Consider the following 16,748-nt stretch of genomic DNA (forward strand, 5'->3'; position numbering starts at 1 on the left):
TTTATTGATATCTACGATTTTTATAATGATATTATTTAATAATTAGCATATAACCAAATAGAACTTCACAGCGGCTTTTTATAGGAATAACTTTGATTCCAGGCCGACCCCTTTCTCCAGGCGGAGGTGAACCAACGTATCAAGACCTGCCTGGAGCCTGCCTTTCATGACCATCACCCCGGCACACGCCGCCCTTCAAACGACGCTCGACATGGTCACCGATGTGCTGGTGATCGGTGGCGGGCTCGCCGGTACGTGGGCTGCTGTTGCTGCTGCCCGTGAAGGCGCCCGCGTGACACTCGTCGACAAAGGTTTTTGCGGCACCAGCGGCGTCACGGCCACCGCCGGCCCGGGTCATTGGTGGGTTCCGCCAGTGCCGGGCGCCCGCAAAGCCGCCATCGACAAACGTCTGGCCACGGCCCATGGCCTGGCCGACGCACGCTGGATGGCGCGGATCATCGACACCACCTGGACCAGCCTGCCAACACTCGCCGGCTACTACGACTTCCCGCAAAACGAACACGGCGTGACCCAATATCGCGGACTGCGCGGACCCGAATACCTGCGCGGCATGCGGCGTCTGGTGCTGGACAGCGGCGTGACCATCCTCGATCACAGCCCGGCGCTGGAATTGTTGCGCAACGATCAAGGCGAAGTGGCCGGCGCCCGTGGCTGGCGTCGCCAGGCGGGTGGCAATTGGCAGGTTCGCGCCGGCGCCGTGGTGCTCGCCAGTGGTGGCTGTGCTTTCCTCTCGCGACTACTAGGTTGCCACACCAACACCGGTGACGGTCACTTGATGGCTGCCGAAGCGGGTGCCGAATTGTCCGGCATGGAGTTTTCCAGCTATTACTGCATTGCGGCGGCAGGCAGCAGCATGACCCGCTCGATGGTCTACAGCTTCGGCGAATTTTTCGACGCCGCCGACCGCCCCCTGCACCTGTCAACCGGTCCGGACTTCACCGAAGCACTGGCCAAAGCCCTGCTCAACGGGCCGGTGTACTGCCGGCTGAATCGGGTGCCGGCGCACATTCGGGCGCAGTTGCCGAGCATTCAACCGAACCTGATGTTGCCGTTCGACCGACGCGGCATCGATCCCTATCGCGAAAAATTCGCCGTTACCCTGCACCCCGAAGGCACCATCCGTGGCGTCGGCGGCCTGCGGGTGATCGACGACGATTGCCAGACCACCGTGTCCGGCGTGTTCGCGGCCGGCGATGCCGCCAGCCGTGAATTGATTGCCGGCGCCACTTCTGGCGGCGGCGCGCAAAACGCTGCGTGGGCCTTGTCCTCCGGCCAGTTCGCGGGCCGTGGTGCCGCGCGTCTGGCACGGCAAAAAAACTCAAACAGTTCGGCGCTGCAAGGTTTTGCCGATGCTGGCTTTAAGGTGCGTCCGATCACGACCAGGTCGCAGCCAAACCAGCTGATCCAGCGCATTCAGGCCGAAGTGCACCCGCTGGATAAAAACCTGTTCCGCTCCGGCAGCCAGATCGAGCGCTCGTTGCAGGTACTGGACACCGTCTGGGACGAGGTCCGTGAAGGCTTGCCGGTTGACCCGAACAACCCGCTGCGCGCCCGGGAAATCACCGCCATGGCCGCCACCGCCCGCTGGTGCTACCGCGCTGCCGAACAACGCAAGGAAAGCCGCGGCATGCACCAGCGCAGCGACACTCCGGAACAGAATCCTGTGTTCGACGCCCATATCCGCATCGCCGGCGTCGACCAACTCTGGACCCGCCACGATCCGCTAACGACCGCCGCCCGCTCGCAACCACAAGGCCGCGCCCAATGATCGAGCTGATTTACCAGGACCTGTGCAGCGGTTGCGGGAAGTGCGTCGAGGTCTGCCCGGTCAACGCGCTGGGACTGGATGCCGAAGCCAAACCGCAGATCATCGATCAGCAGGCCTGCCAGACCTGTTTCATGTGCGAATTGTATTGCGCGAGCGATGCGCTGTACGTCGACCCGGACTGCGAACAGGTGCGCCGTCTCGATCCGGACGCCGTTCGCGACGCCGGCCTGCTGGGTCAGTACCGCCGCGACTCCGGTTGGGATGAGTGGGCGGCGGACGGGAAATTCACCAATCAACACTGGCGCATGGACGGCATTTTTGCCTTGGCTCGCGGTGCTGCCGTAACCCCCATAACTGCCGAGACCGCTGAACCCACCCCCCCATCACGCTAAAAGGACGTCACCATGTCAACGCAACGACTGCCCTTCAAACGCCTGCTCTTGGGCACGATTCTCTCGCTGGGGCTCGGCGCGACCGCCTTGGCTGCCGACCTGCAACCGCTGCTGGTGGCCAACCAGAAGTCCTCGATCAAGGTCCTGCTGGAAGTCTCCGGCGAGCTGAAAGACGTGCCGTACGAGATTCAGTTTTCCGAATTTCCCGCCGCTGCACCGCTCGGCGAAGCGCTGAATGCCGGCGCCGTCGATATCGGTGCCCTGGGCGACGCACCTTACGTGTTTGCCCTCGGCGCCGGTGCACCGATCAAAGTGGTCAGCATCATCCACGCCGAGGGCCGCTACACCACCGCGATCCTCGCGCCGAAGGACTCGGCGTTGAACAACGCCAGCGACCTCAAGGGCAAACGCATCGTCACCACGCGCGGCTCCATCGGCCACTTCCTCGCCATCAAAGCCTTGCGCAACGCGGGCCTGACCACTCAGGACGTGCAGTTCATTTTCCTGATGCCAAGCGAGTCACGCATTCTACTGGACAACGGCAGCGCCGATGCCTGGTCGACGTGGGACCCCTACACCACCATTTCCACCACACAGAATCAGGCCAAGGTCCTGGCCAGCGGCGAAACCCTGTTGACCAACCATTTGTACCTGGCCGCCACCAGCCAGGCGATCACCGGCAAACGTCAGCAACTCGACGACTTCGTCGCCCGGGTCGATCGCGCCTACCGCTGGACCAACACCCATCCCGAGGAATACGCCGCCGCACAGGCCAAGGTCACCGGCCTGCCGCTGGACGTGCATGTCGCCGTGGCCAAAGGCACGCACATGGACCCTGTGCAGATTGACGACAAGGTCATCGCCGGCCTGCAAACCACCGCGGACATCTATCAGGAAGAAGGAATTCTGACCAAACACATCGACGTCTCCCAAGGCTTCGACAAGAGCTTCAACGCCAAACGCATCCCCCTTAACCAGGCATCCCGTTAACGATGCGACTGAATCAGGAGTAGAACCATGAGCAAGCAACGCCAACTGAAACTCGGTGCAATGGTCCATGGCGTCGGCCACGGCTGGGGCGAATGGCGCCACCCGGATGCGGTGACCAACGCCAGTGTGAATTTCGACTTCTACAAGCAACAGGCGCAACTGGCCGAAGCCGCGAAGTTCGATTTCGTGTTCATCGCCGACAGCCTGCACATCCACGAAAAATCCAGCCCGCACTACCTCAATCGCTTCGAGCCGCTAACCATTCTGTCGGCCCTGGCCGCCACCACCCAGCACATCGGCCTCGTGGCCACGGTCACGGTCAGCTACACCGAACCGTTCCAGGTCGCCCGCCAGTTTGCCTCGCTGGACCACATCAGCGGCGGTCGCGCCGGATGGAACGTGGTGACCTCCTGGCTCAGTGGCACCGCCGATAACTTCGGCAAGGCCGATAACTTCGGCAAGGCCGAGCATCCACCGCATGCCGTGCGCTACCGCATTGCCAAGGAACACGTCGAGGTGGTCAAGGGCCTGTGGGATTCCTGGGAAGACGATGCCTTCGCTTACGACAAACAGAACGGCGAGTTCTTCACCCCCGGAAAATTGCACGCACTGGAACACAAAGGTGAGTTTTTCTCGGTCAAAGGCCCGCTGAACATCGCCCGTTCGGTACAGGGTCAGCCGGTGATTTTCCAGGCGGGCACCTCCGAGGCCGGACGCAATTTCGCCGCCGAAAACGCCGACGCGATTTTCGTCAGCCCCGAGACCTTCGACGACGCCCACGCTTACTACAAGGACCTGAAACGACGCGCCAGCGGCTTTGGCCGGGACGCGCACACGCTGTCGATCCTGCCCGGCATCCGCCCGATCGTCGGACGCGATGAAGCCGAAGTGGAAGCCCGCTATGAGCAGGCCGTGGCGCTGGTGACCATCGAGGATGCAATCGGCGCCCTCGGCCGACCATTCAATGACCATGATTTCAGCCAGTACCCACTGGACGCGCCGTTCCCCGAGCTGGGTGATCTGGGCTCCAACAGTCAGAAAGGCGGATCGGACCGGATCAAGCAACTGGCCAAGGATGAAGGCCTGACCTTGCGTGAAGTCGCGTTGCGCTTCTCCCGGCCGCGCCGCGATTTTGTCGGCACTCCGGAACAGGTGGCCGACGACCTGCAGACGTGGTTCGAGGGCGGCGCTGCGGACGGCTTCATCATCAATTCATTGTTGCCGGACGGCCTGCAATATTTCACCGAACTGGTGGTGCCGGTGTTGCAACAACGCGGCCTGTTTCGCGACGAGTACAGCGGCAACACGTTGCGCGACAACCTCGGCCTGCAAGTCCCGGTCAACCGCAACGCACACACGACCGCCCAGGTTCAGGAAAAAAGCGAGGCACTGGCATGAGCGAATCCCTCAACCAGCAACTGGCGGCGTTGCACGCAGAACGCTTGGCCACCTGGGACCCGGCGGCCCTGCAAGTCAATATCGATCAGCGCCAGCGCTTGGTGGATGAAGCCCGGGTCGACGATTTCGTCAGCGCCGGTGACAGCGTCCAGCCGTTCACTTTACTGAAGGTCGAAGGCGGCAGCCTGACCCGCGACGAGTTGCTCGCCAACGGCCCGGCGGTGTTAATTTTCTTCCGTTTCGCCGGCTGCCCGGCCTGCAACATCGCCCTGCCCTATTACCAGCGCCAGCTCTATCCGCAACTGCACGCGCTGGGCGTTCCGCTGGTGGCGGTCAGCCCGCAAGTGCCGGAACGGCTGTTAGAGATCAAGACGCGCCACCATCTTGAGCTGCAAGTGGCCAGCGACCCGGACAACCAATTGGGCCGACGCCTGGGCATCCTCTACAGCTTCGATGACGCGTCACGCAAGGCTGCATTGGCCAGGGGCAACGGCATCGGCAAAACCACGGGCACCGGCACTTGGGAATTGCCGCAGCCGACCGTTGTGGTCATAGCCCGGGACGGCACGGTGGCCTTCGCCGAAGTCAGCCCGGACTGGCTGGTACGCACCGAAGCCGACCCGGTGCTGCGCGCCGTTGAACAACTGCTCGGGCAAACGCCCGTGCAACTCGCCATCTGACAAGAGCTCGACCATGACGACACACATTAAACAGGGACCGTTCAATCGTCGCGGCTTCCTGACGGCCAGTTCAATCGCCCTCGGGGCACTGGGGCTGTCCTCCCTCGGATTGACCTCGCGGGCGTTCGCCCAGGACAACAAATTCTCGGACCTGAGCCTGGGTGTCGCGACCTACAAAGGCCAGGACTCGTATTTCACCGAGGATGCCGGCACCGCCGACACGCCTTACAAGGTCAATTACTCCGAATTCGCCGGCGGCAACCTGATCGTCGAAGCCTTGGCCTCCGGCAGTCTGGACGTGGGCGGGATGAGCGAGATCCCGCCGATCTTCTCGATCCAGAGTCATCGCCAACCGCGGCTGATCGCGGTGCTGCAAGGCGACGTGAACGATCAGGTGTTCCTGATTCCCAAGGACTCGCCACTGGAGTCGGTCGAGCAGTTGCGCGGCAAACGCGTGGGTTATGTGCGCTCGACCACTTCGCACTATTTTCTGATCAAGGCCCTCAAGGAACAGGGCCTGACGATGAAGGACATCACCCCGGTCGCGCTCACGCCGCAGGACGGTTTCAGCGCGTTCCAGAGTGGCCAGCTCGATGCCTGGGTGATCTACGGCGTATTTATCCAGTTGGCGAAATTCCGCAGCGGCGCCCGGGTGTTGAAAACCGCGCTGGGTTATCTGTCCGGCAACTATCTGATCGCCGCACGACCCGCGGCGCTGGAAGACCCGCTGCGCGCGCAAGCGATCCAGGATTACTTGCAGCGCCAGGCTCGCACGCTGGACTGGATCAACAACAATCCCGAGCCGTGGGCGGCGAAATCGGCCCAGTTGCTGGGCATCGACAAAGCGGTGTTTCTCGACAAGTACAAGAGCCGCAGCCAGCCCTACAAAGTCCTCGAAGTCAACGACCAGGCCATCGCCTCGCAACAGGAAGTCGCCGACCTGTTCTTCGACGCCGGGGTCTTGAGCGAGCGTCTCGACGTCAGCCCGCTGTGGGACAAAAGTTTTCGGTTGTTGCCGATATGAGCCGCCTTCGAACCTTTTTTGATCGAGTGATTTCACCATGAGTCTTTTTTCCCAACACGCTCCGCCGCTGCGCTCGGTTGAAGTGGCCGACTTCGCCGGGTTGCTGGAAAGCATCGGCCAACAGCTCGCCGCCACCGCGCACGTATATGACGAGAGCGGCGCCTTCCCCCACGACAATTTCAAGCTGCTGCATGAGCAGGGTCTGGTCTCGTTGACGGTGCCAAAAGCGTTGGGCGGCGGTGGCGCGACGCTTGCTCAGGCGCGCCAGGCCATCAGCGCGATTGCCAAGGGTGAGCCTTCGACGGCGTTGATTCTGGTGATGCAGTACATCCAGCACGCGCGCCTGCAAGACAGCAAGAGCTGGCCTGAAGCGCTGCGCCTGCAAGTGGCTCAAGACGCGGTGCAGCACGGCGCATTGATCAATGCGTTGCGCGTTGAACCCGATCTCGGCACTCCGGCCCGTGGCGGTCTGCCGGCCACCATTGCCCGGCGCACTTCGGAGGGTTGGCGGATCAGCGGGCGGAAGATCTACTCCACCGGCAGCCATGGCCTGACCTGGTTCAGCGTCTGGGCGCGCAGCAATGACGAGGACCCGCTGGTGGGTGCCTGGCTGGTGCACAAGGACACGCCCGGCATCAGCATCATCGAGGACTGGGATCACCTGGGCATGCGCGCGACCTGCAGCCATGAAGTGGTGTTCGACAACGTGCTGGTGCCGCTGGATCACGCGGTCGGCACCAGCCGCTGGAGCGCGCCGCAACCGGAGCTGGATGGCGACGGTTTTCTGTGGATGTCGGTGTTGCTGTCGTCGGTCTACGACGGCGTTGCGCACGCGGCGCGCGACTGGTTTGTCGGCTGGCTGGAACAACGCAAGCCGTCCAACCTTGGCGCTGCGCTGTCAACCCTGCCGCGCTTTCAGGAAACCGTCGGCCACATCGACACCTTGCTGTTTGCCAACCGCAGCCTGCTGGATGCCGCCGCTGAAGGTCACACCTCGGCGAGCCACGCCGCGCAACTGAAATACCTGGTGACCGGCAACGCAATTCGCGCGGTCGAGTTGGCCATTGAGGCCTCGGGTAACCCGGGACTTTCCCGGCAGAATCCGTTGCAGCGGCATTATCGCGATGTGCTGTGCAGCCGTGTTCACACCCCTCAGAACGACGCCGTTTTACAAGGTGTCGGCAAAGCCGTCTTCGCCCAGCGCCAGCCAAAGGAACGCCCATGAGCCAACTCGTTATCGCCAGCCAGCTGGATAAAGATTTCAACGACGTGATCCGCGAGCGCCTCGCGCAAACGCATCCTGGCGCCGAGGTGCTGGATGTACCGGCCGGCGTTCCCAGCGACCTGCCGGCTGAAGTGAGCATCCTGCTCGCCCGGCCGATCAATGTGCGCGGCTACGTGGCGCCGGATACGCCGCCACCGGGCTGGCCCTATGGTTTGAAGTGGGTTCAGGTGGTGTCGTCGGGCATCGATTTCTACCCGAAATGGCTGTTCGACGGACCGCCGGTGACCACCTCGCGCGGCAGTGCCGCCGAGAACATCGCCGAGTTCGCCCTGGCGGCGATATTCGCGGCTGCCAAGCATTTGCCGGACATCTGGGTGCATGACGCGCAATGGAATTTCACTGCGCTGACGCCGCTCAAGGGCAGCATGCTGGGCATACTTGGTTTCGGTGCGATTGGCCGAAGCCTGGCCGCGAAAGCCCGTGCGCTGGGGATCAATGTTGTGGCGTTGCGGCAGAGTTCGACGCCGTTTGGGGTTGAGGGGGTGGAGGCGGCGCGGGATATCCATGATTTGTTTGCCCGTGCTGATCATCTGGTGCTGGCGGCGCCGCTGACGGAGGCGACTCGGCATATCGTCAATAGCACGGTGCTGGCTAGCGCCAAACCCGGGTTGCATCTGATCAATGTTGCTCGCGGGGGTTTGCTGGATCACGGCGCGTTGCTTGAGGCGCTGGACAGTGGCTTGTTGGGTCTGGCTTCGCTGGATGTGACTGAGCCGGAACCGTTGCCTGATGGGCATGCGCTGTACTCCCATCCGAGGGTGCGGCTGTCGCCGCATACTTCGGCGATTTCCAGTAATAGCCGGCATGAGTTGGCGGACAGTTTCCTGGGGAATCTTGAGCGGTATTTGAATGGGCTGGCGTTGGATAATCCGGCGAATTTTGGGCGGGGGTACTGAGCTTTTTTGCTTGTCCGATGTGTTGGATAAAAAAATAAAAACCAGTCGGCCTGCCAGCCGACCTGGTGCTTTGTCGTGTGCATACCCCTGTGGGAGCGAGCCTGCTCGCGATAGACGTCAACGATAACGCGTGCTGCCTGGATGAACGCGTTGCATGGACGTTTTTCGCGAGCAGGCTCGCTCCTACAGGGATCACATACGACGAGCCGGAAAAGAAACAACATCAGCTTTACGCATTTACATCACAAACTTAATAACCATTTTTTATAATTACCTTATAACTAATCGGACTTTTACAGCTCCGCATTATACAAATATTGTTACAACCATTACCGACCCCTGACCAGGTGGAGGCTTACGGAACCGCACGTTTTTCCGGCCGACACCACACCACGGTCAATCGCCATATCCAAACAGAAACCGGCACAAGCCAACGCTGCCATGGCTTTCACACCATGGCCCCGGCAACGCTTTGCCGAAAAAAAACCAACGACGACAACGCAGCACTTGCACACCTTGGGGTCCACCATGCACAACACTTTCCGTTCAAACCGCCTGACGCTGGCCGTGTCGCTGGCCGTATTCGGGTTGTCGGCCCACGCCGAAGAAAACACCAAGGAGGGTGCCCTGCCGATTGTGACTGTCACCGCCGAACACCACAGCGAAGACTTGCAGAAAACCCCGCTGGCGATTTCCGCGTTTGACGAAAAGGCCCTTGAAGACAAGCAGATCAAAAGCATTCGCGACCTCTCCGGGCAAGTGCCGAACCTGACCCTCAGCCGTCAGTCGATTTCCTACAGCGCACAGACCTACGGCATTCGTGGGATCGGCGAGACCGACCCGATCCAGGAATCTGCCGTCGCGGTGTACGCTGATGATTTGTACATCCCGCGGGCGATTTCCTCGATGCTCGACTTCAACGACGTCGAGCGCGTCGAAGTCCTGCGCGGCCCACAGGGCACGCTGTACGGACGCAACAGCAGCGCCGGTGCGATCCGTGTGATCACCCGCGATCCGACCCAGGAAACCCGTGGTTTCTTCGAACTCGGTGCCGGCAATTACAACGCGCAGAACGGCCGCTTGCTGATCAGCGGCCCGCTGGTGGACAACGCCTTGTTCGGCAGTTTTTCGGCGATTCGCCTGACCCGTGACGGCACCGTTTCCAACCCTACTCGTGACCAAGACGTGAACAACGTCGACATCCAGTCCTACCGCGGCAAGTTGCGCTTCAAGCCCGAGGATTCGCCATGGGATGTGCAACTGACCCTGGCCGGCACCTTCGACCGTGGCGACACCACCAGCTACACGCCTTTCGACGCCAACGGCCACTTCGATAAATTCAAGAGCTACAGCAGCCTCAACCCGAAGAACCGCCTGGATCAGGGCAGCTCGGTACTGCGGGCAATCTACGCCATCGATGACCACCTGAACTTCAAATCGGTGACCGCTTATTCTGCGTTCAACCAGCCGGTGGACTACGACAACTCGGGTCAGGCGGCACTGATCCAGAACAACCTGATCACCTACAAGCAGGACTACGCCACCCAGGAATTCCAGCTGAACGGCGACTACGAAAAATTCAGCTTCAGCACCGGCCTGTACCTGTACCGCGAAAAGTTCGAAGCCGACCGCGACAACCTCACCTATTCCGTCGCACGCAATCGGGTCATCGGTCAGGGCCAGTACAGCACCACCAACACCGAAAGCTACGCGTTGTATGGCCAGGGCAGTTACAAGATCACCCCGCAACTGTCGCTGATTGCCGGGTTGCGCTTCACCCGCGAGCACAAGAATTTCGACTACGACAATTACGCGATCAACACCAATCGGCAGATTACCGGGACCAACTTCACGGCGGATTCGAGCAAGTCGTGGCAGTCCACCAGCCCGAAAATCGGTTTCGAATATGCCTGGACGCCGCACCTGAACCAGTACGCCTACGTCGCCAAAGGCTTCAAGGCCGGCGGCTACGACAACCGCGCGCCGACCCGCGCCGCCGCCGAACAAGCGTTCTCGCCGGAAGACGTGACCACCTGGGAAACCGGCTTCAAGGGTGACTTCTTCGACCGCCGCCTGCGGGCCAACGTCGCGCTGTTCTACAACGATTACAAAGACCTGCAAACCAACGCCTACGACCCGGCGCTCGGCGTGAGCCTGCGGACCAACGTCGGCCAGGCGCACACCTACGGCGTCGAGCTGGAAACCCTGACGGCACTGACCAGCGACCTGCAACTGACCGCCAACGTCGGCTACCTGCAAAGCCAGTACGACGACTTCGAAAACGCCAGCGGCCCGGGTGTCGATGCCAACGGCAAGCAGCTGGTGTTCTCGCCGCGCTGGAACGCCAGCGTCGGCCTTAACTACACGGTCCCGGCCGGTCTGCCCGGCACCTGGCTGGCGGGCACCGATGCGCAATTCCAGACCAAGTCCTACGCCAACGCGCTGAACGATGACGTGCAGGAAGTCCCGAAACAGACCTTCTGGAATGCCAACACTCGCTACATCTCCAGCGACGGCCACTGGACCACCACGCTGGCGGTGAAAAACCTGCTGGACCGCGCCTACCCGCAATCGGTCGGCTTCGTCCCGTCCAGCGGCGCGCGCTACTACTCGGTCAACGATCCGCGAACCCTGCTGTTGTCGCTGCGCTACGACCTCTAACCCATAGGCAAACACGCCAAGGAGCTTTTTTATGGCTTTCACTCGCAGGGAACTGATTTCCCGCATTGCCGCCGTCGGTGGCTATTCCGCCGCTGTCGGCGCGCTCAACGCACTGGGGCTGACGCCTCAGGCAGTGGCCTCAACGTTCAGCCCGTTGCAATTGGGCAGCAGCGGCACAGGCAAACACGTGGTCGTGGTCGGCGCTGGTATTTCAGGCCTGGTCAGCGCCTACGAGCTACGCAAGGCAGGCTTCACGGTGACCATTCTGGAGGCCCGCGAACGGGTTGGAGGACGCAACTGGACTTTGCGCCGTGGCAGCAAAGTCGATTTCGACGACGGCGTCAGCCAGACCGTCGACTTCGATGACGGGCACTTTTTCAACGCCGGACCGGCGCGGATTCCCAGCCATCACCAGACCCTCCTCGGTTACTGCCGCGAGTTGGGTGTGGAGCTGCAAGTGCTGGTCAACAGCAGCCGAAACGCCCTGGCGCTGCCGGACACGAACAAACCGGCCTTCCAGTTGCGCCAGGCGGTCAATGACACCCGGGGTCAACTGTCCGAGTTGCTGGCACGAACCGTCAGCCGCAAAGCCCTGGATCAGGATCTGAGCGTCGACGACCGTCAGGCGTTGCTGAATTTCCTCAAGGTCTATGGCGACCTCAATGCCGACTTCAAATACAAGGGCTCGGTGCGCTCGGGCTACAACCGCGTGCCCGGTGCCGGCGATCAAACCGGCGTCACACGCGCCCCGTTGGAACTGCAAACCCTGCTCAATCCGAAACTGTGGGGAGCGCTGGTGTTCGATGAAATTCCCGAGTTTTCCTCGACCATGTTCCAGCCGGTGGGTGGCATGGACCGGATTCCCTACGCGTTCTACGAAAAGCTCAAGGACGCCGTGCGGTTCAACACCGAAGTCAGCGACATCCAGACCTCGGAACAAGGCAGCCGAATCACCTACCGCGATCGCAAGACCGGTGCGACCCAGACCCTGAACGCCGATTACGCCATCGTCACCGTACCGCTGCCGCTGTTGGCCAAGTTGCCGAACAACTTCAGCCCGCCGTTCAAGCAAGCGATCCTCACTGCGCAAAGCGATCAGGCGAACAAAGTGGCCTGGCAGGCGCCGCGTTTCTGGGAAACCGACTTCAACATCTACGGCGGTTTGTCTTACCTGGATCACGAAGTCAAAGGCTTGTGGTACCCCAGCGACCGCCTCAACAGTGCCCAGGGCATTTTGGTTGCCGCGTACAACACCAGTGAATCGGCCCAGGCGTTCAGCAAAAAATCCATCGCCGAACAGTTCGCCTCGTCCCGGCAAGCCGTCGAACTCTTGCACCCCGGCCACAGCGCCAAGCTGCAAAAACCGGTGGCGATCAACTGGTCGAAAGTGCAATTCAGCAAGGGGCCGTGGATCGTCAATGACGAGGTTGGCGAGAGCGCGTACCGCTTGCTCAACGAGCCTCAGGGCCGCACGTATCTGGCCAGCGACGCCCTCGCCCATGGCGGTGTCGGCATCTGGCAGAACAGCGCCGCCGACTCGGCGCGGCGCATTGTTTCGCTGATCGGTCGACATGCCGAACGCCGTCAATCCGGCGTCGCCGCCTGAGCCCAAACACACACAAATCCCTGTAGGCGTGAGCCTGCTCGCGATGGAGGTGTGTCAGGCGACATTAATAGCGCCTGACACTCCGCCATCGCGAGCAGGCTCGCTCCTACAGTTCCATAGAAGGAATTAACGATGAAAGCCACTCACTTACTGACAGGAATCTTCATGTCCGCCACCGCCCTCGGCGCCCAGGCCGACGAGATAAAGCGCATCGCCCTCCCCAACTCGAATTTTCCGATTTCGCTGGCGGTGTCGGTGCCTGCGCAAACCGAGCTGCTGTTTGTCAGCGGTCTGCTTGCGGACCTGCACGATCCGAAAGCGCCGAAGGATTCCTTTGCGGCCTACGGCGATACCGCGACGCAGACCACCTCGATCATCAACAAGCTCAAAGGCGTGTTGCAAAGCCAGGGCCTCGACCTCGGCGACATAGTGCAGCTGCGGGTGTTTCTGGTGGGTGATCCAGCCAAGGGCGGCAAACTCGATTTCACCGGGTTGCAGGAAGGCTACACGCCGTTCTTCGGCAGCGCCGAGCAACCGAACAAACCGGCGCGCACCGCCATTCAAGTCGTGGCCCTGCCGTTGCCCGGCGGCCTGGTTGAAATCGAAGCCGTTGCCGCGCGCAAGAAGTGACATGGAATTCATCTGACCTTAAGGAGCTTCACCTTCATGTACAACCACCAAGAGCGCCGCACGGCGCCAACGTTTCGCCCCCTTTTACTTCCACTGTCGATTGCCTGCGGGTTTGCCTCATTCAGCATTGAGGCCGCCGAAACCACTTCACCCACGCTCAATACCGTCGTGGTCACGGGTAACCGTGGCACCGAGCAACGCACCGTGACCACCAGCCCGACCCCTATAGACGTGGTCACCGGCGAACAACTGCGCTCGGTGGGCAAACCCAGCCTGCTCGAAGCGCTGAGTAAATTCATTCCGTCGTTCAACCTGCCCGATCGCGCGGGTTGGGATGCCAGCGGCGTGGTGCGCTCGGCGACCCTGCGCGGGCTGACCGCGTCGCATGTGCTGGTGCTGGTCAACGGCAAGCGTCGGCACACCAGTGCCACGCTGAACATCAACGGGATCAACAGCGGCGCGGCGCCGAGCGATCTCGACCTGATTCCGGTGGCGTCCATCGATCATATCGAGGTGCTGCGCGACGGCGCGGCGGCCCAATATGGTTCGGATGCGATCTCCGGAGTGATCAACATCATCCTCAAGCAGACCACCGGCGGCAGCTCCGACACCACCCTCGGCCAGGGGTATGACGGCAAGCGCGGCACCGGGCAAGAAGCCGTCAACTACGGTTTCGAGGTCGGTGAATCGGGGGTGCTCAACCTTTCCCTCGACACCCGCTACCAGGAACGGGACAACAAGGCCGGCAGCAACGGCTACACCGGCCAATACTATCCACAGCCCGACGGTTCGCCCGACCCGCGCGAGGCCGGCGCCAGCCATCACACCTACAAGGGATATGGCCTGCCACGCAGCCAATTGGCCGATGCCGGCTACAACCTCGACCTGCCGCTGAACGATGCGGTGACGCTGTATTCCTTTTCGACGGTGGCGACACGGGAGAACAACGACGGCCAGAACTACCGCCTGCCCAACGGCCGCAATACGATCACCAGCGGCCCAAACGGTTTCCCGGACGGTTACAGTCCGTACTGGCTGGTCAACGAAACCGACTTCCAGTCCGCCTTCGGTGCCAAGGGCGACAACATCGGGATTGGCGGTTGGGCCTGGGACCTGAGCAGCACCTACGGCCGCAACTACGCCAAGCAGCGCACGTATGACAACCAGAACCCGTCGCTGGGTGAGAGCACGCCGAACAAGTTCACCTCCGGCATCTACATCGCCGATCAGTTGACCAGCAACCTCGACGTGAAAAACAGCTACGACATTGGCCTCGGCAAACCGCTGGATGTGGCGTTCGGTTTTGAGCATCGACGCGAAAGCTACGAGACCCGCGCCGGCTCCGAGGCCTCGTACATCGACGGCGGCTACGTGTTCCCGGCCGGCCATCCGCGCGCCGGACAACGGCCCGACCTGGGCGCGCAGGTCACCAACGGCATCTCCCCGGAAGATGCGCAGAAAGTCAGTCGCAACAGCGTCGCCAGCTACATCGATGTGGGTTTCTATCCGGTCGAGCAGTGGTACGTCGGTGTCGCCGGGCGCTACGAGCATTACAACGAAGGCGTCGGCAGTACGCGCAGCGGCAAGTTCAGTACCCGCTACGAGTTCAACCCGGTGTTCTCGGTGCGCGGCACCATCAGCAACGGGTTCCGCGCACCGTCCCTGGCCAACGAAATTTTCACCGCACGCTCGACCGGTTTCGACACCATCAATGGCGTCTACCAGTCCTACAATTACGTGATTCTGCCGGTGGATTCCACGGGCGCCCAGGCACTCGGCGCCAGTGCGTTGAAACCAGAACGCTCGACCAACTTCAGCCTCGGCTTTGCATTAACACCCAGCGAAGACCTGAGCCTGACGGTGGACGGCTACGTGATCAACCTGCGCGATCGCCTGGTGCTCAGCGAACGCTTCCAGGGCCCCGGCGTCGCCGCCCTGCTCGACGGCATCGGCGTACCCGCCACCGCCGGCGCGCAGTACTTCACCAACGGCGCCAACACCCGCACTTCCGGGGTCGACGTGGTCGGCAACTACCGACAAGACCTGAGCCGCTACGGCTCGGTGCGATGGACCGCGGCGCTGAACTACAACCACACGCAAATCCTCAGCGTCAACGACACCCCGGAACAACTCACGGCCCTGGGCGGCAACTTCCAGCTGATGGGCCGCCAGTCCCGCGCGCTGATCACCAAAACCTCCCCGAGCAGCAAGATGATCTTCTCCGGCGACTGGGCCATCGACGCCTTCAACGTCAACCTGCGCCTGACCCGCTACGGCACCTACACCGAGGTCAACAGCTCAAGCGACCCGAGCCTGGACCGCGAGTACTCGGCCAAATGGATCACCGACCTCGACGTCGCCTACGCCATCAATAAGCAACTGACGGTGGCGGTGGGTGCGCAGAACCTGTTCGATAAATATCCCGACCATATCGGCGTCAGCAACTCGTCGTTTGGCGATAACTGGGGGAGTTACTCACCGTTTGGATTTACCGGCGGTTATTACTACACGCGGTTGCAGTATGCGTTTTGATGGCTTGGAGAGATCGGCATTCGGCATACACCGATAAAACTGTAGGAGCGAGCTTGCTCGCGAAAATCCTGAGGGCGCCGGGGTGATTCTGGTACCCCGCTTCTTCGTTGGCCACCATCGTCGGAACGCCGCCCGGAGCAGGCTCGCTCCTACACAGGATTTCGGCTGGCCGCGGAAAAGGAGTTCACTGAAAATTGGCGATGGCTCTACCAATACCGGCCTTAATGGACCTTTCCTTCGTCCGCCGTCGCCCTAGACTGGCTGCATGCCCAATGGCCTCCAATGGAAATGCCCCGATGCCCGCTTTCGACTGTCAACCCGTCTTACACGGCAACACCCTGACCCTCCGCCCCCAGACGGAAGATGATCTCGATCCCATGTTCGAGGCGGCCGGTGATTCGGCTATCTGGGCCCTGCACCCCGCCTCGGATCGCTATAAACGCGAGGTGTTCGAGCCCTATTTCGCCTCGCTGCTGGAGACGAAAAAAGCCCTCGTTGTCATCGATAATCAGACGGGAAAGATTGTCGGCGGCTCAAGCTACTACACGCCGCCGGATCAGCCAGACAGCATCGCCATCGGCTTCACCTTTCTGGTGCGGGAGAAATGGGGCGGTGCCACCAATCGCGAGCTGAAGCAATTGATGGTGGAGCACGCCTTCAGCGCGTACCCCATCGTGTATTTTCACATCGCCGCCACCAACCTCCGCTCGCAAAAAGCCACGCTGAAACTGGGCGCGGTGCATCTTTACGACGCGGTCATGAACCTGTCCACGGCACCCAAGGAATGGAAGTGTTACGGGCTGACGAAAGAGCAATGGGATGCGTCGCAACGTCCCGAACCTCGTTCATGACCGTTCGTGCGCAG

Annotated in this window: 13 protein-coding genes; all 13 read left to right on the forward strand. The window is 61.4% G+C overall.

Going from position 1 to position 16,748, the window contains the following annotated elements; genetic code table 11:
- Window positions 1-166: 166 nt before the first annotated feature.
- The 13 genes from ACYZT4_RS09150 to ACYZT4_RS09210 all read left to right on the forward strand — a co-directional run bounded on the left by ACYZT4_RS09150 (window position 167) and on the right by ACYZT4_RS09210 (window position 16,734).
- Window positions 167-1,789: an FAD-dependent oxidoreductase gene (locus tag ACYZT4_RS09150; RefSeq protein WP_461987113.1), complete on the forward strand. Its 1,623-nt coding sequence runs from the start codon at window positions 167-169 to the stop codon at window positions 1,787-1,789.
- The gene (locus ACYZT4_RS09155; RefSeq protein WP_461987115.1) at window positions 1,786-2,181 is read left to right on the forward strand and encodes a 4Fe-4S dicluster domain-containing protein; all 396 of its coding nucleotides are present in this window, start codon (window positions 1,786-1,788) and stop codon (window positions 2,179-2,181) included. The genes ACYZT4_RS09150 and ACYZT4_RS09155 overlap by 4 nt, the downstream gene beginning before the upstream one ends.
- A 12-nt stretch (window positions 2,182-2,193) precedes the next feature.
- Entirely contained in the window at window positions 2,194-3,171 is a 978-nt protein-coding gene (locus tag ACYZT4_RS09160) for an ABC transporter substrate-binding protein (RefSeq protein WP_461987117.1), read from the forward strand.
- 27 nt (window positions 3,172-3,198) lie between these two features.
- The gene (locus ACYZT4_RS09165) at window positions 3,199-4,569 is read left to right on the forward strand and encodes an LLM class flavin-dependent oxidoreductase (RefSeq protein WP_461987118.1); all 1,371 of its coding nucleotides are present in this window, start codon (window positions 3,199-3,201) and stop codon (window positions 4,567-4,569) included.
- Window positions 4,566-5,249 carry a peroxiredoxin-like family protein gene (locus tag ACYZT4_RS09170; RefSeq protein WP_461987120.1) on the forward strand — a complete coding sequence of 228 codons (684 nt, stop codon included), beginning with the start codon at window positions 4,566-4,568 and terminating at the stop codon, window positions 5,247-5,249. Before ACYZT4_RS09165 ends, ACYZT4_RS09170 begins: the two co-directional genes overlap by 4 nt.
- Window positions 5,250-5,262: 13 nt before the next feature.
- Window positions 5,263-6,273 (forward strand): ABC transporter substrate-binding protein, encoded by a 1,011-nt coding sequence (locus tag ACYZT4_RS09175; RefSeq protein ID WP_461987122.1) that lies wholly within the window; start codon window positions 5,263-5,265, stop codon window positions 6,271-6,273.
- 37 nt (window positions 6,274-6,310) lie between these two features.
- The gene (locus ACYZT4_RS09180) at window positions 6,311-7,498 is read left to right on the forward strand and encodes an acyl-CoA dehydrogenase family protein (protein ID WP_461987123.1); all 1,188 of its coding nucleotides are present in this window, start codon (window positions 6,311-6,313) and stop codon (window positions 7,496-7,498) included.
- Window positions 7,495-8,454 carry a D-isomer specific 2-hydroxyacid dehydrogenase family protein gene (locus ACYZT4_RS09185; protein WP_461987125.1) on the forward strand — a complete coding sequence of 320 codons (960 nt, stop codon included), beginning with the start codon at window positions 7,495-7,497 and terminating at the stop codon, window positions 8,452-8,454. Before ACYZT4_RS09180 ends, ACYZT4_RS09185 begins: the two co-directional genes overlap by 4 nt.
- A gap of 528 nt (window positions 8,455-8,982) precedes the next feature.
- The gene (locus ACYZT4_RS09190) at window positions 8,983-11,115 is read left to right on the forward strand and encodes a TonB-dependent receptor (RefSeq protein WP_461987127.1); all 2,133 of its coding nucleotides are present in this window, start codon (window positions 8,983-8,985) and stop codon (window positions 11,113-11,115) included.
- A 31-nt stretch (window positions 11,116-11,146) separates the two neighbouring features.
- Window positions 11,147-12,721 carry a flavin monoamine oxidase family protein gene (locus ACYZT4_RS09195; RefSeq protein WP_461987128.1) on the forward strand — a complete coding sequence of 525 codons (1,575 nt, stop codon included), beginning with the start codon at window positions 11,147-11,149 and terminating at the stop codon, window positions 12,719-12,721.
- Between the two features lie 132 nt (window positions 12,722-12,853).
- On the forward strand, window positions 12,854-13,351 hold the full coding sequence (locus ACYZT4_RS09200) for a RidA family protein (protein WP_461987130.1): 498 nt from the start codon (window positions 12,854-12,856) through the stop codon (window positions 13,349-13,351).
- Between the two features lie 36 nt (window positions 13,352-13,387).
- Entirely contained in the window at window positions 13,388-15,883 is a 2,496-nt protein-coding gene (locus tag ACYZT4_RS09205; RefSeq protein ID WP_461987132.1) for a TonB-dependent receptor plug domain-containing protein, read from the forward strand.
- A gap of 296 nt (window positions 15,884-16,179) precedes the next feature.
- Window positions 16,180-16,734 (forward strand): GNAT family N-acetyltransferase, encoded by a 555-nt coding sequence (locus ACYZT4_RS09210; RefSeq protein WP_461987134.1) that lies wholly within the window; start codon window positions 16,180-16,182, stop codon window positions 16,732-16,734.
- The last annotated feature ends 14 nt before the right edge of the window (window positions 16,735-16,748 follow it).

Source organism: Pseudomonas sp. GB2N2, assembly GCF_054897705.1.